16 protein-coding genes and 4 pseudogenes are annotated in these 18,699 nt (G+C 74.3%); 11 read left to right on the top strand and 9 right to left on the bottom strand.

Annotation, left to right across the window (positions count from 1 at the left end; translation table 11 throughout):
• Positions 1-180: 180 nt before the first annotated feature.
• The 5 genes and pseudogenes from ACOBQU_RS19070 to ACOBQU_RS19090 form a co-directional block, all read right to left on the bottom strand.
• Positions 181-420, bottom strand: a complete 240-nt coding sequence (locus ACOBQU_RS19070) for a chaplin (protein WP_423634585.1) — start codon at positions 418-420, stop codon at positions 181-183.
• A 143-nt stretch (positions 421-563) separates the two neighbouring features.
• Complete coding sequence (locus ACOBQU_RS19075) at positions 564-839, bottom strand: hypothetical protein (protein ID WP_423628555.1); 276 nt, start codon at positions 837-839, stop codon at positions 564-566.
• Between the two features lie 377 nt (positions 840-1,216).
• The gene (locus ACOBQU_RS19080; RefSeq protein WP_423628556.1) at positions 1,217-1,660 is read right to left on the bottom strand and encodes a hypothetical protein; all 444 of its coding nucleotides are present in this window, start codon (positions 1,658-1,660) and stop codon (positions 1,217-1,219) included.
• The gene (locus tag ACOBQU_RS19085; protein ID WP_423628557.1) at positions 1,657-1,941 is read right to left on the bottom strand and encodes a hypothetical protein; all 285 of its coding nucleotides are present in this window, start codon (positions 1,939-1,941) and stop codon (positions 1,657-1,659) included. Before ACOBQU_RS19085 ends, ACOBQU_RS19080 begins: the two co-directional genes overlap by 4 nt.
• Before the next feature lie 274 nt (positions 1,942-2,215).
• A pseudogene (locus ACOBQU_RS19090) lies at positions 2,216-2,454 on the bottom strand (chaplin).
• Between the two features lie 582 nt (positions 2,455-3,036).
• Between ACOBQU_RS19090 and ACOBQU_RS19095 the strand changes: the two are divergent.
• The 10 genes and pseudogenes from ACOBQU_RS19095 (at position 3,037) to ACOBQU_RS19140 (ending at position 13,713) form a co-directional block, all read left to right on the top strand.
• Positions 3,037-3,339: a hypothetical protein gene (locus ACOBQU_RS19095; protein WP_423628558.1), complete on the top strand. Its 303-nt coding sequence runs from the start codon at positions 3,037-3,039 to the stop codon at positions 3,337-3,339.
• Positions 3,340-3,388: 49 nt separating this feature from the next.
• Complete coding sequence (locus tag ACOBQU_RS19100) at positions 3,389-4,642, top strand: glycosyltransferase (protein ID WP_423628559.1); 1,254 nt, start codon at positions 3,389-3,391, stop codon at positions 4,640-4,642.
• The gene (locus tag ACOBQU_RS19105; RefSeq protein WP_423628560.1) at positions 4,639-6,282 is read left to right on the top strand and encodes a sugar transferase; all 1,644 of its coding nucleotides are present in this window, start codon (positions 4,639-4,641) and stop codon (positions 6,280-6,282) included. The genes ACOBQU_RS19100 and ACOBQU_RS19105 overlap by 4 nt, the downstream gene beginning before the upstream one ends.
• Positions 6,283-6,338: 56 nt before the next feature.
• Positions 6,339-7,582 (top strand): annotated as a pseudogene (locus tag ACOBQU_RS19110) (O-antigen ligase family protein); the annotation flags it as partial.
• Between the two features lie 212 nt (positions 7,583-7,794).
• Positions 7,795-9,678: a murein biosynthesis integral membrane protein MurJ gene (gene murJ, locus ACOBQU_RS19115; protein ID WP_423628561.1), complete on the top strand. Its 1,884-nt coding sequence runs from the start codon at positions 7,795-7,797 to the stop codon at positions 9,676-9,678.
• 9 nt (positions 9,679-9,687) lie between these two features.
• On the top strand, positions 9,688-10,464 hold the full coding sequence (locus ACOBQU_RS19120) for a polysaccharide deacetylase family protein (protein ID WP_423628562.1): 777 nt from the start codon (positions 9,688-9,690) through the stop codon (positions 10,462-10,464).
• Positions 10,461-11,219: pseudogene (locus tag ACOBQU_RS19125) on the top strand (glycosyltransferase); the annotation flags it as partial. The gene ACOBQU_RS19120 and the pseudogene ACOBQU_RS19125, both read left to right, overlap by 4 nt.
• 356 nt (positions 11,220-11,575) lie before the next feature.
• Positions 11,576-11,902 (top strand): glycosyltransferase, encoded by a 327-nt coding sequence (locus ACOBQU_RS19130; protein WP_423628563.1) that lies wholly within the window; start codon positions 11,576-11,578, stop codon positions 11,900-11,902.
• Entirely contained in the window at positions 11,895-12,575 is a 681-nt protein-coding gene (locus tag ACOBQU_RS19135; protein WP_423628564.1) for a lipopolysaccharide biosynthesis protein, read from the top strand. Before ACOBQU_RS19130 ends, ACOBQU_RS19135 begins: the two co-directional genes overlap by 8 nt.
• A pseudogene (locus ACOBQU_RS19140) lies at positions 12,572-13,713 on the top strand (GNAT family N-acetyltransferase). The gene ACOBQU_RS19135 and the pseudogene ACOBQU_RS19140 overlap by 4 nt, the downstream one beginning before the upstream one ends.
• A 106-nt stretch (positions 13,714-13,819) precedes the next feature.
• Here ACOBQU_RS19140 and ACOBQU_RS19145 read toward each other — a convergent pair.
• From ACOBQU_RS19145 to ACOBQU_RS19160, 4 genes are all read right to left on the bottom strand, one after another.
• Entirely contained in the window at positions 13,820-15,172 is a 1,353-nt protein-coding gene (locus tag ACOBQU_RS19145) for a glycoside hydrolase family 26 protein (protein ID WP_423628565.1), read from the bottom strand.
• A gap of 568 nt (positions 15,173-15,740) precedes the next feature.
• A complete protein-coding gene (locus ACOBQU_RS19150) occupies positions 15,741-16,454 on the bottom strand; it encodes a chaplin family protein (protein WP_423628566.1) in 714 nt (237 codons plus the stop codon).
• A 231-nt stretch (positions 16,455-16,685) separates the two neighbouring features.
• Positions 16,686-16,916, bottom strand: a complete 231-nt coding sequence (locus ACOBQU_RS19155) for a chaplin (RefSeq protein WP_423628567.1) — start codon at positions 16,914-16,916, stop codon at positions 16,686-16,688.
• Positions 16,917-17,269: 353 nt separating this feature from the next.
• Positions 17,270-17,680 (bottom strand): rodlin, encoded by a 411-nt coding sequence (locus ACOBQU_RS19160; RefSeq protein ID WP_423628568.1) that lies wholly within the window; start codon positions 17,678-17,680, stop codon positions 17,270-17,272.
• A gap of 557 nt (positions 17,681-18,237) precedes the next feature.
• Between ACOBQU_RS19160 and ACOBQU_RS19165 the strand changes: the two genes are divergently transcribed.
• The gene (locus tag ACOBQU_RS19165) at positions 18,238-18,648 is read left to right on the top strand and encodes a rodlin (protein ID WP_423628569.1); all 411 of its coding nucleotides are present in this window, start codon (positions 18,238-18,240) and stop codon (positions 18,646-18,648) included.
• Positions 18,649-18,699: the final 51 nt, after the last annotated feature.

The following is an 18,699-nucleotide window of genomic DNA, read 5'->3' on the forward strand; positions in this document are numbered from 1 at the left end:
GGGCGGAACCGTAGGCCTCGGGGGAGCCGGATTTCGGCCCGTGTCACCTGACTGGGCGAGCCGCCGCTCCTGCCGCACCCGATGGGGTGACCGGATCGGACGCCCGCACGCATCCCCCGTACGAGCGAAAGGCCGGTCCGCGGGAACCTTCGCGGACCGGCCTCGCGCGGTGGCGCGCCGTCAGTCGTTGACGCAGGTGTTGCCGAACGCCGGGTTCAGGACGCCGACGAGGTTGGCGGTGTTGCCGCACACGTTCACCGGGATGTGCACCGGGATCTGGCCGACGTTGCCCGAGCCGACGCCGGGGGAGTTCGCGGCCCCGCCCTGGGCGCTGCTGTCGGCGGCGGCGGTGCCGGACGCGGCACCCGCGGCGAGACCGGCGGCGGCGAAAGCGAGAGCGGCCTTCTTTGCAGTGTTCATCATCAAACCTTCCCTTGGGTTAATCCTTGGGTTTCATCGCAGCCTAGGGGCGCGCCCACGAAAGTAGCGGAAATACACGCCCGGCCGTTCCGGGTTTCCCTTCGGCCCGCCGAGCGGAGCGCGCGGCGGCGGGAAAGGGAGAACTACTTGGCGAGCGGAAGCCCGCCGAGGAGCTGCGTGGGTCCGCCATTCGCGTTCAGCGCGTCCGTGGCCTGCTTGACCGCGTTGACGACGGAGTTCTCGTTCTCCGTGTCGAGCATGTTGGTGCTGAGCGGCTGGGCGGCGAGGGGCTGGCGGAGAATCGCGTCCACGCCGCCGTTGAGGCTGGTGGGCACCGGCTCCTGGGCGAAAGCGGGCGCGGCGGCACCGGCGATGGCCATCGACCCGGCGAGGACGGCGGCAGCCTTCAGAGGCTTCATCGTGTTCCTTTCTCAGGCAACTCAGGTATCCCACCGGAGTAACGAGCGGAACTCGACGCGGAAACCCCCTGGAACACAAACTTCCCCGAACCTGAACCTGAACCCGAACCCACCCCGAACCGGCGCCGAAGCTGGCCGCGCCGCATTCTCATATCAACTGGAGAATTCCCGGACCGGGTCGACGGACACGGAGGGCGCGACGGTATTCCGGCGAGCCCGGCGGATTTCCGGGGCGTGCCGAGCCTGCTGGGCGCGCGCCGGACGCGACGAATCCGCCGCGCCGGTCGTGCGCCGGTGCGGCGGATTCGTACGGGAGTACGGGGGACGGGGGGTACGGAGGGTACGGGGGTTCGCTACCCGCCGTCGTACGGGGGTGCCTACTCCTCGACGGGGAGCGGCAGCGGCGGCTTCGGCACCGGCACCGGCAGGCCGTCCGTCGGGAGCTTGGGCAGGGGCGGCAGGCCCGGCAGGGTCGGGGCGGGCAGGCCGCCGCCGAGCACCGTGGCGACGACCACGTTGACCAGGCCGGTGAGGACACCGGTGGCGGCCGGGACGACCTGCGTCGGGTCGCCGCTGGTGACGGCCTTGACCAGGGTGTCGACGGCGCTCTGGAGCGCCTTGAGGGCGTCGTCCTTGACGTCGAGCGGGGCGGCCTTGACGGCCTGCGGCCCGGCCTGCGGGGCGGCGGGCACGGCCGGTACCTGCGGCACGGCCGGTACCTGCGGAACCGCCGGGACCTGGGGGACCTGCGGCACGGCGGGCAGCGCGGCGGGCGGGGCGACCGGGGCGCCCGCGGTGACCTTGGCGATCGCGGCCTTCACCGCGTCGGCGAGCTTCGCCGCGTCGGCGGGGGCAGCTGGCCGTTGTCGGCCGCCAGGGCCGCGTTCAGCAGGTCGGTGACCGGCGTGAGGACGCCGCCGAGGTCGCCGAGGGCCTTCACCTGGCCGAGCAGCGCGTCCGCCCCGGGGACGGGGGCCTCCTTGGCGGCGGCCGCCTGGGGGCGGGCCTGCGACTCCAGGGCCATGGCCGGTCCTGCCGTGCCGATGAGGAGCGTGGCGCAGAGTGCTGTGGTGGCTATCCGCCGTGCGGGCAGAGCACGCATGGGTGTTCCCTTCAGGTGATCCGTCAGATCTTGTGATCACCCTGAAAGGGGCGAACGCACTCCGCAACCGAGCGAATACGTTCCGCTGTCGGACGCATTCCGCGGCACCTACGTTTACGCAGGTCGGGAGCGGAAGTGCGGGGTGCGAGGGGGGCATTGCGGAGCCCGCCATTCGGGTAGGGGGGCGGCGGGGTGCGGGGCGAGTCCGCCGACCCCGGCACGGCGACGGCCGCCCCGCGGAGCGCGGGGCGGCCGTCGCGGCGGACGCGTCGGGTCAGTCGTTGACGCAGGTGTTGCCGAACGCCGGGTTCAGCAGGCCGATGACGTCGATCGTGTTGCCGCACACGTTCACCGGAACGTGCACCGGCACCTGGATGACGTTGCCCGAGACGACACCGGGGGAGTTGGTGGCCGCCCCTGCGCGCCGCTGTCGGCGGCGGCGACACCGGCACCGCCGGCCACGGCGGCCGCGGCGACGGCGGAGATGGCGAGAGCCTTGGTGGTACGCGACATGGAGAGTTGCTCCTTGGTCATATGACGCTTGTGCCGAACGGGATGCCCGGCGCGAGGATCAACGGGCAAGGCTGACCGTCGGTTGTGCCCCGGACGGGTGATGGATCCCCTAGGGCCATTCCAGTGAGGAGCACGTTCCGCTGTTGTCGCGGCCGAGGCCCGGACCTGCTCAATCACGCCTCAGCACCCCCCACACAGGGGGTGGTTGACCCCGGGCTTCACATATTCGACACACGCATCGGGGTAGCCGGGAAGGCTCTCGGCGCCCGCTACAGTTGCGCTTCCCCTTGAGGGAAGTTCAGCCATATTCGTGCATGTTCGCGCAGTTGGTTGCCGCTCGCGTGTTGTGTCGTCCGCCAGTTGTGTCGTCCGCCAGGAATCTCCTCCGGAGATCACCGCCAGGAGATCGCCGTCAGGAGACCGCCACTCCAGACCGCCGCCCAGACCGCCACCCCAGATCGTCATCCGAGGTCACCGCCGCCCGAGGCCCAAGAGTCCTCAGAGATCCCCCGAGCCCTCAGGGCTCCCCCGCCCCGAGTTCCTGACCACCGAGTCCCGCACCCTCCGGAAGGCCACCGCCTCATGCGCCACTCCACGGGCCTGCGTCGCGTCCTCGCCGTCCACCCGTCGTGCGCCGCGTCCATGACCGCGCACGCGCCCGCGGTGGCCGCTCCGCCGGGCGTGGCCGAGCGGCGGGAGCAGCCCCGGATCGCGTTCGCCAAGAGGTATCACGCCGTGCGGCACGGCGGGGTCGTACGCGCCGCCGACACCACGATCACCTGCCGTCGCGCGCTGTCCCGGACGGCGGTGGCCCGTCCCGGGGCGCGGCGGACCGCCGGGCCACGGGCCGGGGCCGTCCTCGCCGCCGTCGACGTGCGGCGGTAGCGCAGTCCAGCGCACCCGTCACCGCGCCCAGACCTAGGGGAATCGCGCAATGCAACTGGTCTCGCCCATCCCGCGCCCGCGTGTCCTGCACGTCAGCCAGCCCGTGGACGGCGGCGTGGCGCGCGTGGTGCGGGACCTCGTCGCCGCCCAGGCCGCCGCTGGCATCGATGTGCACGTCGCCTGCCCCACAGGGGCGGCCGACGGGTTCCCGGTGCCGCGGGCGCACGTGCACCCGTGGGCGGCGACCCGGTCCCCGGGGCCGCGGCTGCGCTCCGAAGTACGCGCCATCGCCCGGGTCGTCGACGCCGTACGGCCCGACCTCGTGCACGCCCACAGCGCGAAGGCGGGCCTGGCCGCGCGGCTCGCCGTGCGCGGGCGCCTGCCCACCGTCTTCCAGCCGCACGCCTGGTCGTTCGAGGCCGTCGGCGGAGTGACGGCGGCGCTGGCGCGGACCTGGGAGCGGTACGGGGCGCGCTGGACGGCGCGGCTGGTGTGCGTGAGCGAGGCGGAGCGGCGCACCGGCCTGCGGGCGGGCGTCGGGGGCGCGTCGCGTGTCGTGCCCAACGGCGTCGACCTGGACCGCTACCGGCCCGCCCCCGCCTCGGACGCCCGCGCGGCGCTGCCCCTGCCCGACTCCGTGCGCGACCCGGCCACGCCCCTGGTGGTGTGCGTGGGGCGGCTGTGCCGCCAGAAGGGGCAGGACGTGCTGCTGCGGGCCTGGCCCGCCGTGACGGCGGCGCTGCCCGACGCCCGGCTCGCCCTGGTCGGGGACGGTCCCGACGCCGCCGCGCTGCGGGCCGCGGCCGACCCGTCCGTGCTGTTCGCCGGGGCGGCAGCGGACGCGGTGCCCTGGTACCGGGCCGCCGACGTGGTCGTGCTGCCGTCGCGCTGGGAGGGCATGGCGCTGGCCCCGCTGGAGGCCATGGCGTGCGCGCGCCCCGTCGTGGTCACCGAGGTCGACGGCGCCCGGGAGAGCCTGCCGCCCGCCCTGGTCCCGCACGCCCTGGTGCCGCCGGAGGACCCCGGGGCCCTGACCCGCGCCCTTGTCGCACTGCTGCGGGACCCCGAGCTGCGCGACCGGCTCGGCGGGCGGGCGCACACCCATGTGCGCGCCCACCACGACGTGCGGCACACCGCGGCGGCGGTCGCGGAGGTCTACCGCGAGCTTCTGGCCGCGCCTTCGGGGAGCGCGTCCCCGGAGAGCGTGTTCCCGGAGAGCACGTTCCCGGCAGCCGCGTCCCCGGAGAGCACGGCGTATCCGTACGCGGCAGCCACCGAGCACAGGGAGTGCAGCAACCCGTGAGTGCGGAACGAACCGCCACCGCGTCGGCGGAGGCGAGACAGGGGCAGCAGGACGCCACCGCGGCCGTCGTCGTGGCGCCGCGGGGCGCGCGGGGACCGCGTGTCCGACCGGGCTCCCGGCGGCCGTACCGCCGGAGTTCCGCGGCGCTGCTGCTGGCGGCCGACGGCGTCGCGGCGGGCGCCGGGGCGCTGGTGTACGGGGTATACGGGCTGTACGCGGTGTACGGGGCGGACGTCGCGGGGCGTTCCCCGGTGCCGCCGGGTGTGGCGCCGCTCGTGCTGGCGCCGTTCGCGGTGCTGCTCGCCGTGGCCGCCGTCGCGCTCAACGCGCACGGGGGCCTGTACCGGCCCGCTCGGCTGCCCGGGGTGCTGGAGGAACTGCCCGCGCTGTGCGGGCGGGTGGCGCTCGCGTGGTGCCTGGCGCTGACGTCCGCGACGGCCGTGTCGGGCTTCTTCGGAGAGGCCCTGAGAGGGGCCTCCGGAGAGAGCGGCATCACCGGTGCCGGTTCCCCCGCGCCGGTGATGCCGCTCGCCCCCGGCGCGTTGCTGGTCGCGTGCGCCGGGCACTGCTTGGTGAGCGCCGGGGGGCGGGCCCTGGTGTACTGGCGCCGCCGTGCGCTCCTCGCGCGGGAGCCGCGCCCCGTGCTGGTGCTCGGCGGCGCCGCGCAGGCCCGAGCGGTCGCCGCGGGGCTGCTGCGCCACCCCCGGTGCGGCCTGCGCCCGGTCGGCGTGGTGTGCGCGGCCGAGCCGACAGGGGGTCAGGACGCCGCGCCCGGACTGCCGGTGCTCTCCAGCGCGGACGCGTTGCACCGCGCCGCCGTCCAGAACGACGTACGCACCGTCCTGATCGCGAGCGGTCCGGCGGACGGGCGCGAACGCTGGCTGCCCGCCCTGCACGCGCTCGGCTGCGACCTCTGGGAGCTGGTCCCCGGGACCAGCGGCACCACCGGGTCCACCGGCACCACGGGCGCCCTGGGTGCCGTCAGCGCCACGGGGGCCGCCGGGCACGCCCGGCACGTCGCCGGGTTCCTGTGCCGCCCGCTCACCACCACCGCGCGCGGCGGCCGGAGTCTACGCAAGCGGGCCCTGGACGTCGCCGTCTCCGCCGTACTGCTGCTGATGGCCGCGCCGGTGCTGCTGGTGTGCGCCGCCCTGCTGCGCGCCAAGGAGGGGCCCGGGATCGTGTTCCGCCAGGAGCGCGTCGGCATGGACGGCCGCCGGTTCACGCTGCTGAAGTTCCGCACCCACCGGCCCGCCGACCCGAAGGAGGCGGCCACCCGTTGGAGCGTGGCCGACGAGGACCGGATGAGCGCCTACTGCCGGTTCCTGCGGCGCACCTCCCTGGACGAGCTGCCGCAGCTGTGGAACGTGCTCCGGGGCGACATGAGCCTCGTCGGGCCGCGCCCCGAACGCCCGTACTTCGTGGCGCAGTTCAGCCAGCAGTACCCCGACTACGCGCGGCGGCACCGCATGCCGACCGGCATCACCGGGCTCGCCCAGATCCACGGCCTGCGCGGCGACACCTCCATCGAGGACCGGTGCCGCTTCGACAACGCGTACATCGACGGCTGGTCGTTCTGGCAGGACCTGTGCATCCTCGCGCGCACCGTCGGCTGTCTCGTACGGCACTCGGGGAGCTGACCGCCGTGTCCCTCGCCGACCGCGCCCCGCACCCCCTGGACGCCCCCCTGGACGCCCTGCGCCGTGCCGCCCCGGTGCTGCCCGTGGTCGCCCTGCTGGCGCTGCTCGCCCTGCCCGTCTCCCCGGGGAGGAGGGCGCCCCCCAGGTGACGGCCGCCGACGCCGCGTCCGGGCTGCTCGTGGCGTACTGCGTCGCCGCCGCCGTGCGCACCGCCCGGCGCCCCCTGACGCGCACCGCCGCGCTGCTGTTCGGCCTCCCGGTGCTCGGCGTGACCGTGGCCGCGTGCGCCGCGCCCACCGGCGGTGCCGCGCTCGCCGGTGCCGCCCGCTACCTCCAGGTCTTCGTCCTCGTACCGCTCGCGGTGCTCGCCCTGCTGCGGGACACCCGCGACCTGCGCCTGGTGGCCTGGGCGTTCGTGGGGCTCGCCCTGTGGCAGGGCGGCATCGGCGCGCACCAGTACCTCACCGGGACGGGCGCCTCGTACATGGGTGAAGACATCCGGGCCGTGGGCACCTTCGGGCCGACGGACGTCATGGGGATGGCCACCGTCGTGTCGTACGGCGTCATCTGCGCGCTCGGGCTCGCCTTCCGGGCGGGGGCGCCCCGGCAGCGGATCGCGGCGTGCGTGTGCGCGGGCGCGCTCCTGGTGCCGCTCGCGCTGTCGTTCAGCCGGGGCGCGTGGATCGCGACGGCGGCCGCCTGCGGCACCGTCCTCGCCCTCGCCGGGGTGCGCCGCGCCCTTGCCGTCCTGGCGGCCGCGGCGGCGGCCGCCGTCGTCCTGGTGGGCGGGTTCGGCGTGGGCTCGGGCGCCCTCCAGGAACGGCTCGACAGCATCACCCAGGTCACGGACGCGCCCGACCAGTCAGTCACCGACCGGTACACGATGTGGGCCGCCGCCGTCGCCATGTGGCAGGAGCGGCCCGTGACCGGCGTCGGCCTGAAGGGCTTCCCCGAGTACCGCGACAGCCGTGCCTCCGTCGCCCTGTCCTCCGGGAGCGACATCGCGGGCGCGGGCCAGGGCTTCCGCCGCCAGCCGCTGCTGTCCCCGCACAACATGTACCTGCTGGTCCTCAGCGAGCAGGGCCTGCTCGGGCTGTGCGCGCTCGTGGGCTGCTGGGCGGGGCTCCTCACGTGCGCCGTGCGCCGGTGGGCGCGCCTGCGCCACCGGTCCCTGGACTGCGCCCTGATCGCCTGCGGGCTGCTCGTCTGGCAGGTGGTGGACTTCCTGTACGCCGACATCGGCGGGCCGTCCACGGTCCTGACAGCGGTGATGCTCGGGGCGGCCGGGTGGTGGGCGGTCGGGGACCACGTGCACCGGCGCGTACGGACCGGTCCGCTACGGAGTGACGTACCAACTGGTCGCGTACGGAGTGACGTGCGGGACGGCGGTCCACGCAGTGACGTGCCGAGCAGGGGTCCACGGAGTGACGTGCCGGGCGGCGGTCCACGCAGTGACGTGCCGAGCCACGGTCCACGGAGGGACGGCGTGCGCCCCTGGGAGGCGGCCCAGACATGACCGCGGCCCCCGACACCACGGGCAGGGGACCGGTCGGCGCCCCCGCACCTCCGAAGGCGCCGCCCGCGGAGGGCTCCCCGGGGCGCGGCTTCCCCAGCAACGGCTTCCTCGCCAAGGCCGCCCTGGTGACCGCCCTGCTGTCCGTCGCGGGCTCCCTGCTCGGGCTCGCCCGCGACCAGGCGCTCGCGCACTTCTTCGGGGCCGGGACGGACACCGACGCCTTCCTGGTGGCGTGGACGCTGCCGGAGATGGCGGCGACGCTGCTCATCGAGGACGGCCTCGCCTTCTTCCTCGTACCGGCGTTCAGCCTCGCCCTCGCGCACCGGGGGCGCGGCGGCGACCGCGACCCGGTACGCGCCCTCGTCGCCGCCTCGCTGCCCCGGATGACCCTGTGCTTCGCCGCCGCCACGGGCGCCCTGGTGCTGGCCGCGCCCTGGGTGGTGGCCGTGCTCGCCCCCGGCCTGCCCGACCCGGGGGCGGCCGTCGACTGCACCCGGCTCACCGCGACCTGCGCGCTGTCGTTCGGCCTCGCCGGGTACTGCAGCGCCGCCCTCCGCGCCCACCAGCGCTTCACCGCCCCGGCCACCATCTACGTGGTCTACAACGCCGTCATCATCACCACCCTCGTGCTGCTCGCCGGGCGGTGGGGGGTGCGGGCGGCGGCGGCCGGGGTCGCGCTGGGGGGCGCGTTCATGGTGGTGGCGCAGGTGCCGTCGCTGTGGCGGCAGTTGCGCGGGCGGCCCGACGCGGGGCGGCCCGCGCCGGACGAGGGCGCGGCGCGCCTGGGGACGGCGGTCATCGCGACCGTGCTGCTGTTCGCGCTGCTGCGGCAGTCGCAGGTGCTCATCGAGCGGTTCCTGGCCTCCGGGCTGCCCGCCGGGGCGATCTCGCACCTGAACTACGCGCAGAAGGTCGCGCAGATGCCGATGGCGCTGTCCCTGATGCTGTGCACGGTCACCTTCCCCGTGGTGGCGCGGGCGCTCGCGGAGGGGCAGACCGAGCGGGCGCGGGAGCGTGTCGAGCGGGACGTGGTGCTCGCGGGGTGCGTGGTGCTCCTCGGCGCCGCCGGGGTGATCGCGGGCGCGTACCCGCTGATCCGGCTGCTCTTCGAACGCGGCGCGTTCACGCCCGCGGACACGGCCGCCACGGCGTCCGTGATGCGGGTGTACTCCCTCGGGCTCCTCGGCCACACCCTGGTGGGCGCCCTCGCCCGGTCGTACTTCTCCGCGGGCCGGGTCACCTGGTCGCCGGTCGCCGCCATGGGCATCGGCATCGTCGCCACCGCCGGGATCGGCTTCCTGACCGTCGGCACGTGGGGCGTGCACGGCATCGCCGCCGCCAACGCCACCGGCATCAGCGTCACCGCCGTCCTGCTGCTGCGCGGCATGGGCCCGCGGACGGTGCCCCTGCGCACCCGCCGCATCGTCGTCGAGCTGAGCCGCCTCGTCCTGGCCGCCGCCGGGGCGGCCCTGGCGGGCGCGGCGTGCGCAGGCGCGGTGTCCTCTCCGGCGCTCGCGCTCGCGCTGTGCGGGCCCACCGTGCTCGCCGCCTTCGCCGCCCTCGGCTGGGCCCTGCGGGCGGCTCCCCTGGTCATGGCGTTCGCGTCGGTGGGCGCGCTGGTGTCCGGCGTGCGCGCCCCGAACTCCGGCGCACGGCAGCAGGACCCCGGCGTCCGGCACTCGGATGCCGTCGACCGGCACCCAGGTGTCGGCGTGCGCCCCCCAGCCCCGACCCCAGCCCCAGCGCCCTCCCCCCGAGACCGGGACCCCGGCACGCGAGCCCCAGGGGAAGCCCCGGGGGCGTGCGCGTCGGGTTCCGCGACCCGCGAGCCGACCCCCGTCGCACGGGAGTCGGCCCCCGCCCCGCCACACGAAAGCTGACGCACCGCCATGTCCGTTGACACCAGCCGCCCGACCGCCGCCTGCTCCCGCTCCGCCGCCCCCGCGTGGATCGCGATGTACCACTCGGTGGCCCCGTACGCCGAGTGCGCCGACGACCCGTACCAGATCACCGTCACGCCCGACCGGCTCGACGCGCAGCTCGCCCGGCTGCGCCGCCGCGGCCTGCGCGGGGTGTCCATGAGCGAGCTGCTGCGGGCCCGCGCCGCCGGGCGGGCGACCGGGCTCGTGGGCCTCACCTTCGACGACGGCTACCGCGACTTCGTCGACCACGCGCTGCCGCTGCTGCGCCAGCACGACTGCACGGCCACCCTGTTCGTCCTGCCCGGCCGCCTGGGCGGCGTCAACGCCTGGGACCCGCTCGGCCCCCGCAAACCGCTCCTGGACGGCGACGGCATCCGGCACGCCGCCGCACACGGCATGGAGGTGGCCTCGCACAGCCTCACCCACGTCGACCTGGTCCACGCCGACGACGAGACACTCACCCGCGAGGTGCACGGCAGCCGAAGAGCCCTGACCGAGCTGACCGGCGCCGCCGTGGAGGGCTTCTGCTACCCCTACGGGTACGTGGACGCGCGGGTCGTCGCGGCCGTGCGCGACGCCGGGTACCGGTACGCCTGCGCCATCGCCCCGGGGCCGCTCTCCAGTGACCTCGCGCTGCCACGCGTCCACATCGGGCAGCGGGACACCCCGCCGCGCCTGTGGCTCAAGGAGCGCCTGAACCGGCGGCGCGGCCGGTCCCTGCCGTCGACGGCGGTGCCCCAGTGAGAGCCCTGCACGTCATCACCGGGCTCGGCACGGGCGGCGCCGAGCAGCAACTGCGGCTGCTGCTGCGCCACCTGCCCGCCGCCTGCGACGTCGTCACCCTCACCAACCCCGGAGCCGTGGCCCGGCAGCTCACCGCCGACGGCGTCCGCGTCCACCACCTCGGCATGTCCGGCAACCGCGACCTGTCCGCGCTGCCCCGCCTGACCAGGCTGATCCGCGCCGGGCGCTACGACGTCGTGCACACCCATCTGTACCGGGCCTGTCTGTACGGCAGGATCGCCGCCCGCGTCGCCGGGGTCCGCGCGGTCGTGGCCACCGAGCACTCCCTTGGCGCCTCGCAGATGGAGGGGCGGCCGCTGACCGCCCCGGTGCGCGCCCTGTACCTCGCGGGCGAGCGCCTGGGCCGCGTCACCGTCGCCGTCTCCCCCGCCGTGGCCACGCGGCTGCACCGGTGGGGCGTGCCCCGGCAGCGCATCCGGGTCGTGCCGAACGGCATCGACGCCGACCGGTTCCGCTTCGACCCCGTGGCGCGCGAGCGGACGCGGCGTCTCCTCCACCTGCCCGACGGGGCGTTCGCCGTCGGGGGCGTGGGGCGGCTCGTGCCCGGCAAGCGCTTCGACGTGCTGCTGCGCGCCGTCGCCCAGCTCCCCCAGGACGTCGTCGCCGTCCTCGTGGGCACCGGGCCCGAGGAGGCGGCGCTGCGCGAGCTGGCGCGGCGGCTGCACATCGGGGACCGGGTGCGGTTCGTGGGGGAGGCGAGCCACGAGCGGGGGACGGGGCGGGCCGGGTGTCGGGGGACGCGGCGGGCCGGGCGTCAGGGGACGCGGCGGGCCGTGAGCGGGGCGGCACGGCGTGCGGAAGCCCTGCTGACCCCGGCGGCACTGGAAGCCTCGGCGGCGCTGGCGGTCCCGGAGACACTGGCGGCCTCGGAGGCGCTGCTGGCCCCGGAGGCACTGCTGACCCCGGAGACACTGGCGGCCCCGGAGGCATTGGTGGCACTGGCGGCCCCGGCGGTCCCGGAGGCGCGGTCGCCCCCGCGGGCGGCGTCGGCACAGCCACGCGCCCCGGTCCCCTCGGCGGTCCCATCGACCTGCCCTCCCTCCTGTCCGCCATGGACACCCTCGCCTCGCCCTCCCCCGAAGAGGCCTTCGGGCTCGCCCTCGTCGAGGGCCTGGCCGCCGGTCTGCCCGTGCTCTACGCCGACTGCCCCGCCATCGACGCCCGGCCCCCCGGCGAGCGCGGCCCCGCCGTGCCGTGCGTCGGCGAACCGGATGCCTTCGCGGGCGCCCTGCACGCCCTGCGCGCCGACGGCCTCCCGCCCCGCACGGCCCCCGCCGTCGCCCGCCACTACGCCATCGCCCGCAGCGCCGCCCAGCTCATGAACGTCTACGCGTCGGCCCTCAGCGGCCCGACCCCGGAGGTGAACCCTGATGAGTGAATCCCCCCGCGCACAGGACCGGACCGGCGGCGCGCGTGCCCGGCTCGCGCGCCTGCCCCGCTGGTGGCCGCTCCCGGCCTGCGCGCTGCTCGGCGCCGCCGTAGGAGGCGGGTACGGGGTGCTGCACACCCCCGAGTACACGGCGACGAGCTATGTCATCGCCGTCCCCCAGGAGCGCTCGGACCCGGCGACCGCCCTCGGCTTCGCCCAGGCTTACGGGCGCGTCGCGACCCAGCTCGCCGTCCTCGGCGACGCCCAGGTCGAGGCGGGCATGTCCGCCGAGCGGCTGCGCTCCAGCGTGCGGGTGGCGACCTCGCCCGACGCCCCGATGATCGCGATCTCCGCGTCGTCGCCGCGCCCCGCCGAGGCCGCCGCCACCGCCAACGCCGTGGCCCGCTCGCTGACCACCAGCGCCCAGCACGCCAAGAAGAGCACCCAGGTCAAGCTGCTCCCCTTCTCACGCGCCCTGCGGCCGACGGCGCCCTCGTCGGTGTCCGCGTCCGTCAGCACGCTCGTCGGCACCTGCGCGGGCGGCCTCGTCGGCGGCCTCGCGCTGCTCGTGCGGCCCCGGCGCGCCGAACGGGCCGCTACGGGGACGGTGCCCGCACCCGCTGGGGGGCCGACCGGGCAGGTGCCGGACCGGGCCGAGGAGCTGGTGGGGGACACGCGGTGACCACGGGGCGCCGACGTCCGGCGGCGTCCGGACGGTTCACGGTCGAACTCTGCGTACACCAGGAGCGGTTCGCACTCCTCAGCGCCCCCTGGGGGCGCCTGTACCGCTCGTGCCGCGCGGCGACCCCGTTCCAGAGCCACGCCTGGCTCTCCTCCTGGTGGCAGTCGTACGGCGCCCAGGGGCGGCTGCGGGTGCTGCTCGTGCGCGACCGCGCCTCCGGAGAGCTGGTCGCGGCGGCGCCCCTCATGCGGGCCCGCGGCCCGCTGCCCGTCCTCACCCCGCTGGGCGGTGCCATCTCCGACTTCACCGACGTCCTCGTCGACGACGCCGCGGACGACGCCCTGCCCGCCCTCACGGGGGGCCTCGCGGCGCTCGCGGGCGGCGCCCTGCTCGACTTCCGCGAGGTGCGCCCGGGCGCGTGCGTGGAGCGCGTGTACGAGCGCTGGCGCGGCCCCCGGCGCGTCCTGACCGACTCCCCGTGCCTCGAACTGCCCGCGCTCCCCATGGAGGAGCTGCTCGCCCGCCTGCCCACGCCCCGCGCCCAGCGCACCCGGGCCAAGCTGCGCAAGCTCGCGAAGCTCGGCGTGCAGCCCCGCACCGTACCCGCCACCGACGTCCCGGAGGCGCTGCGCACCCTGCTGCGCCTGCACCAACTCCAGTGGCAGGGCCGCAAGGTGACGTCGGAGCACCTGCGGCCGCGCTTCCGCGAGCACTTGATCCGCTCGGTGCAGCCGATGGTCGCAGCGGGCGAGGCGGTCGTCACCGAGTTCCGGCTCGACGGCGAGGTCCTCGCGGCCGATCTGACGCTGCTGTCCGGGCAGCTCGCGGGCGGCTACCTGTACGGGGCGCACCCGCTGCTGCGCGAGCGCAAGGCGGACGTGGCCACGATGCTCCTGGACGCCTGCACCCGGCACACCGCGGGGAACGGCCGCGCACGCTCAGCCTGTTGCGCGGCACCGAGCCCTACAAGCAGCACTGGCGCCCCGACCCCGTGGTCAACCGCCGCTATCTCCTCGCCCGGACGCCGACGGCCCCCCTGCTCGCCGCCGCCGTCACCGGGGACGCGGCCCGCCGGGTCGGCAAGCGGCTGCTGGAGGCCCGCCGCACGCGCCGCGGCGACGCGCCACCGGAGCAGTGACGCGCCACCGGGTCCACAACCCGCTCTACGGAGCGACGGATCAGGCGAGAACCCCGTTCTACGGAGCGGCGGGCCAAGCGAGAACCCCGCTCTACGGAGCGGCGGGCTAACGGCCTGCCGCTCCGCCCGCCCCCTTGCCCGCGTCCGCCGTGTCGTCCCCCTGCCACCAGTCGAAGCGGAGGCAGAGCTTCCCGCCCAGCCAGTACTCGACCCAGTCCCCGAGGTCGAGCGGCGAGCACGCCGGGGGCTTCGCGGGCTCGGTGGGCTTCACCGGCTCGGTCGGCCGCACGGGCTCGGTCGGCTTCGGCGCCTGCTCCTGGCCCCGGCCCTTCAGCAGGGACCGGTAGACGTCGGCGGACCTGGGGTTGTCCTCGCACTGCCACACGCCGTGCGGGCAGTAGTCGGTGAGCGTGTTGTAGAGGGGTTGGTGCTCATCCATCCAGGCCAGCATGCGGCGCATGTACTCCGCGTTGTCACCGTTGCGGAACAGGCCCCACTCCGGATACGACACGGGCTTCTTGTGCGCCCTCGCGAAATCGACGTGGAACTTCAGCCCGTACGGCTCGGAGACCTGCTCGTCGAAGCTCATGCCGCGCGGCTGGTCGTACGAGTCCATGCCGATGACGTCGACGACGTCGTCACCGGGGTAGCACTCCGGCCACGGGACGGCGTCCCGGCCGCGGCTCGGCGTGAAGTCGAAGCGGAACTTCTGCCCCGGCACCGAACGCATCGCCGTGACGATGCGCCGCCAGTACGCCTTCCACGACTGCGGGTCGGGACCGCAGCGGTGGGTGTACGTCGTGCCGTTCATCTCCCAGCCGAGGACGACCACCGTGTCCGGAACGCCGAGGTCGACCAGGCGCCGCGCGAGCACCCGGTAGTGCTCGTCGAACTCGCCCGCCGCGCCCCTGCGCAGCAGCGACCGCACGACGTAGTCGCCGACGCCGTCCTCGTTGCGCTCCTGCATGGGCACGTTCAGCACGAAGAGCCGGTCGCCCTGGGCGCGGCGCCACTTCGCCCAGCTCTCCAGGAAGTCGGGCGCGCCCTCGATGTTGCTCCACCGGTCCCCCGGCAGATAGGTGTGCCCGACGGTCAGACGCGCCCCGCCGAGCCACTCGCTCAGCTCGTCGATGCGCTCGACGCCTTCGGAGTCGTAGGCGAGGTACGCACCGAAGGCGGGCCACTTCTCCGGAGGATCCGGGGTGGGGGCGGGCGCGGACGGGGAGGGGGACGCGGACGGGGCGACGGACGGAGACGGAGACGGGGAGGGAGACGGAGAAGCGGAGGCCGAGGGCACCGCGGGCGGGGGCGGCGCCGAGGGGGATGCCGACGGCGGCGGCACGTCACGGTCGCGAGCGACCCCCGTCGTGTACCCCGGCCCGGAGGCGAGCAACGCCGACATGACGATCACTGCCGTGACCAAGGCCGCGCGTGTGGCGCGGCGACTGCGTAGGGTCATGACCGTTCCTCGTTTCCGCCTCCGGGCGTTCCGGCTGTCGACGCTCAGTCATATGTATTCCTTTTGCGCCAAACGAGGCCCTAATCCTCCGTACGGCCAGAACGCACCGTTTGGCCGAAGGAGGGGCCCGGGAGGAACGGGGGAGTGAGAACGGCAGGACGGCGGTCTCGCTCTCCTAGGGGTGATGCCATGAGCGAACGGGTGAAGGCGTTCCTGGAACGACCGGTTCCCCTGGCAGAGTTGCCGGTGCACCAGATCCGGTGCGGCACCTCCTGGACGGCCCGTCACCGCCCGCCAGCCGTCGGCACGCCCGTGCCGTGGGCCGGTGACACCTCGTCACTCCGTAGAGCACGTAGAGCACCGCAGAGCACGTAGAACCCGCAGTACGCAGGAGAGCCCGTAGAACGGGGGACACGGAGTACAGCGGAAACATCGGAATCAGCGAGGACCGCGAGAACCGCGAGAACTGCGGGGGCACACGAAACGAAGCGTGGTGTGGAGGACCCGGACCAGGGCCTCCGCACCACGCTTCACGTGCGTCGCGCGCCGCGTGCCGCGGCTCAGATCGTCAGCGACCGGCTCCCGCCCGCCCGCGCCGGTAGAGGACCATGCCCCCGGCCAGCAGGCCCACGCTGACGGCCGCCGCGGCGGCGAGGTCCGCGTCCGCGCCGGTCGCCGCGAGCCGCGGTGCCACCGGGCGGGCCTCGGCGGGCGCCTGCTGCGGGGTGTGCGCGGTGCCCCGCGTGGGCGGCTGCGCGGGCCGAGGCGCCGGGACGTGCTCCTCGGGGCGCGGAGCCGACGGCTTCGACGGCCGCTCCGGAGACTTCGGCGGCTGAGCCCGCGGCGGGAGCGGCGGGCGCGGCGGCTCGGCCACGGGCTCCGGGGCGTTGGCGCACTCGTTGCCGAACGCCGGGTTGAGCGCGGCCGCCGCGTCCACGGTGTTGCCGCACGCGTTCACCGGCACCTCGACGGGCGCCTGCACGCTGTTCCCCGAGAGCACGCCGGGCGAGCCCGAGGCGTCACTCTGTGCCGACGCGCCCGGCCCCGGGGACGAGGAGCCGTGCGGCGTGGTCCCGGACGGGGTGGCCCGCGTGGCGCTCGGGACGGAGCGCTCGGCGCGGTCCGTTTCGCCGTAGCCGGGGGCGGTCTGGTCGGACCGCGCGGCGGCGCCCTGGTCCGGGGCCTTGTTTCCGCAGCGGTTGCCGAACGACGGGTTGAGGGCCGCCGCCGCGTCCACGGTGTTGCCACAGGCGTTCACCGGCACGTCCACCGGCGCCTGCACGCTGTTGCCCGACAGGAGGCCGGGGAATCATGGGCCTGCCCGCTCGCTTCGGCAGCGAGGGCCGATGAGCCGGACAGGGACAGGATGCTCGTCGCCGCGGCGGCGGAGAGCACTCCCTTGCTGAAGGCCTGGCGCAATCTAGTGATCTTCCTCTGTGCGGTGGAGCTGGCCCTGGCACCCAAGGGGTGCCAAGGCCAGCGGAGGCGCAGCCCGAGTGGCTGAGCGGTCGCGTCAGTCGTTGACGCAGGTGTTGCCGAACGCCGGGTTCAGCAGCGCGATGAGGTTGACGCTGTTGCCGCACACGTTGACGGGAACGTGGACGGGAACCTGGATGACATTGCCGGAGAGGACACCCGGGGAGCCGTGGGCGCCGCCCTGCGCGTCGGCGTCGGCGAACGCCGGGGCCGCCATGCCAAGGGCCAGCATCGCGCCGGCAGCGATGGTCACGCTCTTCTTGAGCATCTCTTCATTTCCCTTCTGTCGGGTCACGCCTTAACGGCGGGTATGCACCCGGGCGGTCAAATTTCGCTTCCCGCACCGCGACCTGAGTCCTGTCAACGAGTGACAGAAGCCAAAGGAAACCGAAATATGGAAGATTTGTGGAAGTTCACTCGCTGAGCCGAGTGCGAATGTCCGAAATCCACGAAACCAAACGCGGAACAGAGCACCCACAAGCGGCGCACGGAAACACCTGGCACATGGCGCGGAAAAGCAGATGGGCGGGCCGCAGGGGCGGTCGGCAGCGGGCATGGAAACGCCCGGGCCGTCCGGCGAGGACCGCGGACAGCCCGGGCGGTTCCCGGTGCGCGGCCGGGTCAGCCGTTGTGCGCGCCGTTGCCCGCGAGGACGGAGATGTCGTCCAGGATGTGCGACAGCGGCTCGTCGCCCTTGGCCTGCGTCGAGTTCTCGACGCACTGCTGGTTCTGCGGGGACGAGAGCACGTTGATGTCCTGGACGGTGATCGGCACGAGGCCGACCACGGAGCCGACGTTGAGCTTGGCCGGCAGGCCGATGCACGGCTTGTTCAGCGAACCCTGGACGGCGGAGAGCTGCGGGCTCATGTCGCCCTTGGTGACCGAGTTGCCGAACGCCGACGTGGCGTGGTTGCCGCTGGCCGACGTGGTGCCGTTGTCGTCACCAATGGCCAGCGCGGCGGGCGCGGCGGCGGCAGAGATTCCGACGACGGACGCGGCGACCGCGGCCGCAGCCATTGACTTCTTCAGCATTTCCTGTTCCTTTTCTGGACAGAGACACGGCTTGCTTCAGCCTGATCAACAGACCGATCCGGTGTGCGGTTGCGCACATTCACCCCATCGGCCCCTAGTGAAGCGCCGCACGGACCTTGCGTACGACTATTCAGATAGTCGGAGGCGCGGAAGAAGCACGCCAGGGACGCGCACCCTACGCCCCAGACAAACGACCCGGCAAACACCCAGGCAAACACGCGGGCAAACGCATCGGGTCAACGCATGGCGAAACCCATGGCCAAGCACCCGCGAAATCGTCATACAAACCCATGCGGAAGAACGGCGAGCTGAACGGCGACACGAACGATGACGCGAACGACGACAGAACGGCGACATGAACGACGACAGAACGACGATATGAATGGCGGCATAAACGAGGAAACAAACGAGGGGACGAGGGAACCAGGGACGATTGATCGCATTATCGTCCCGGGCAGACCGATCGGGTGAACCCGAGCAACCACCTGTCGCCCACACAGTTGCTCAGGGTGTCCCGGACGGTGCTGAACGGGGCTGACTTCAAGAAGGGAAATCCCGTGCTCAAGAAGGTAATGACCGCCGCGGCGCTGTCGGCTTCCGTGGTCGGCGCGTCCGCCGCGATGGCGCCCTCCGCCCTGGCCATCGGTGACGACACCGGCACCACCTCGGCCAGCGGAAACGGCGCGACGGAGGCGTTCGGCAACGCCCTCACCGCTGGCGACAAGAGCCCGCAGATGTCGCTGATGGACGACTCGCTGAACAAGCTGTGCGTGGGCCTGCCCGCCAAGGTCAACGTCGGCTCCGTGGTCGGCGTCGTGCCGATCACCGTCCAGGACATCCCGGTCCTGTCGTCCCCGCAGAACCAGCAGTGCGCGACGAACTCCACGCAGGCCAAGGGCGACGAGCCGCTGTCGCACATCCTGAGCGACATCTCCGCCCTCTCGGGCAACGGCGTGGGCAACCACTGACACCACCCCGAGGTCCCAGCGGGCCGCCGCGCTCTCCTCGGCGGCCCGTTG

The sequence above is a fragment of the Streptomyces sp. G45 genome, from assembly GCF_049542095.1.
Classification (GTDB): Bacteria; Actinomycetota; Actinomycetes; order Streptomycetales; family Streptomycetaceae; genus Streptomyces.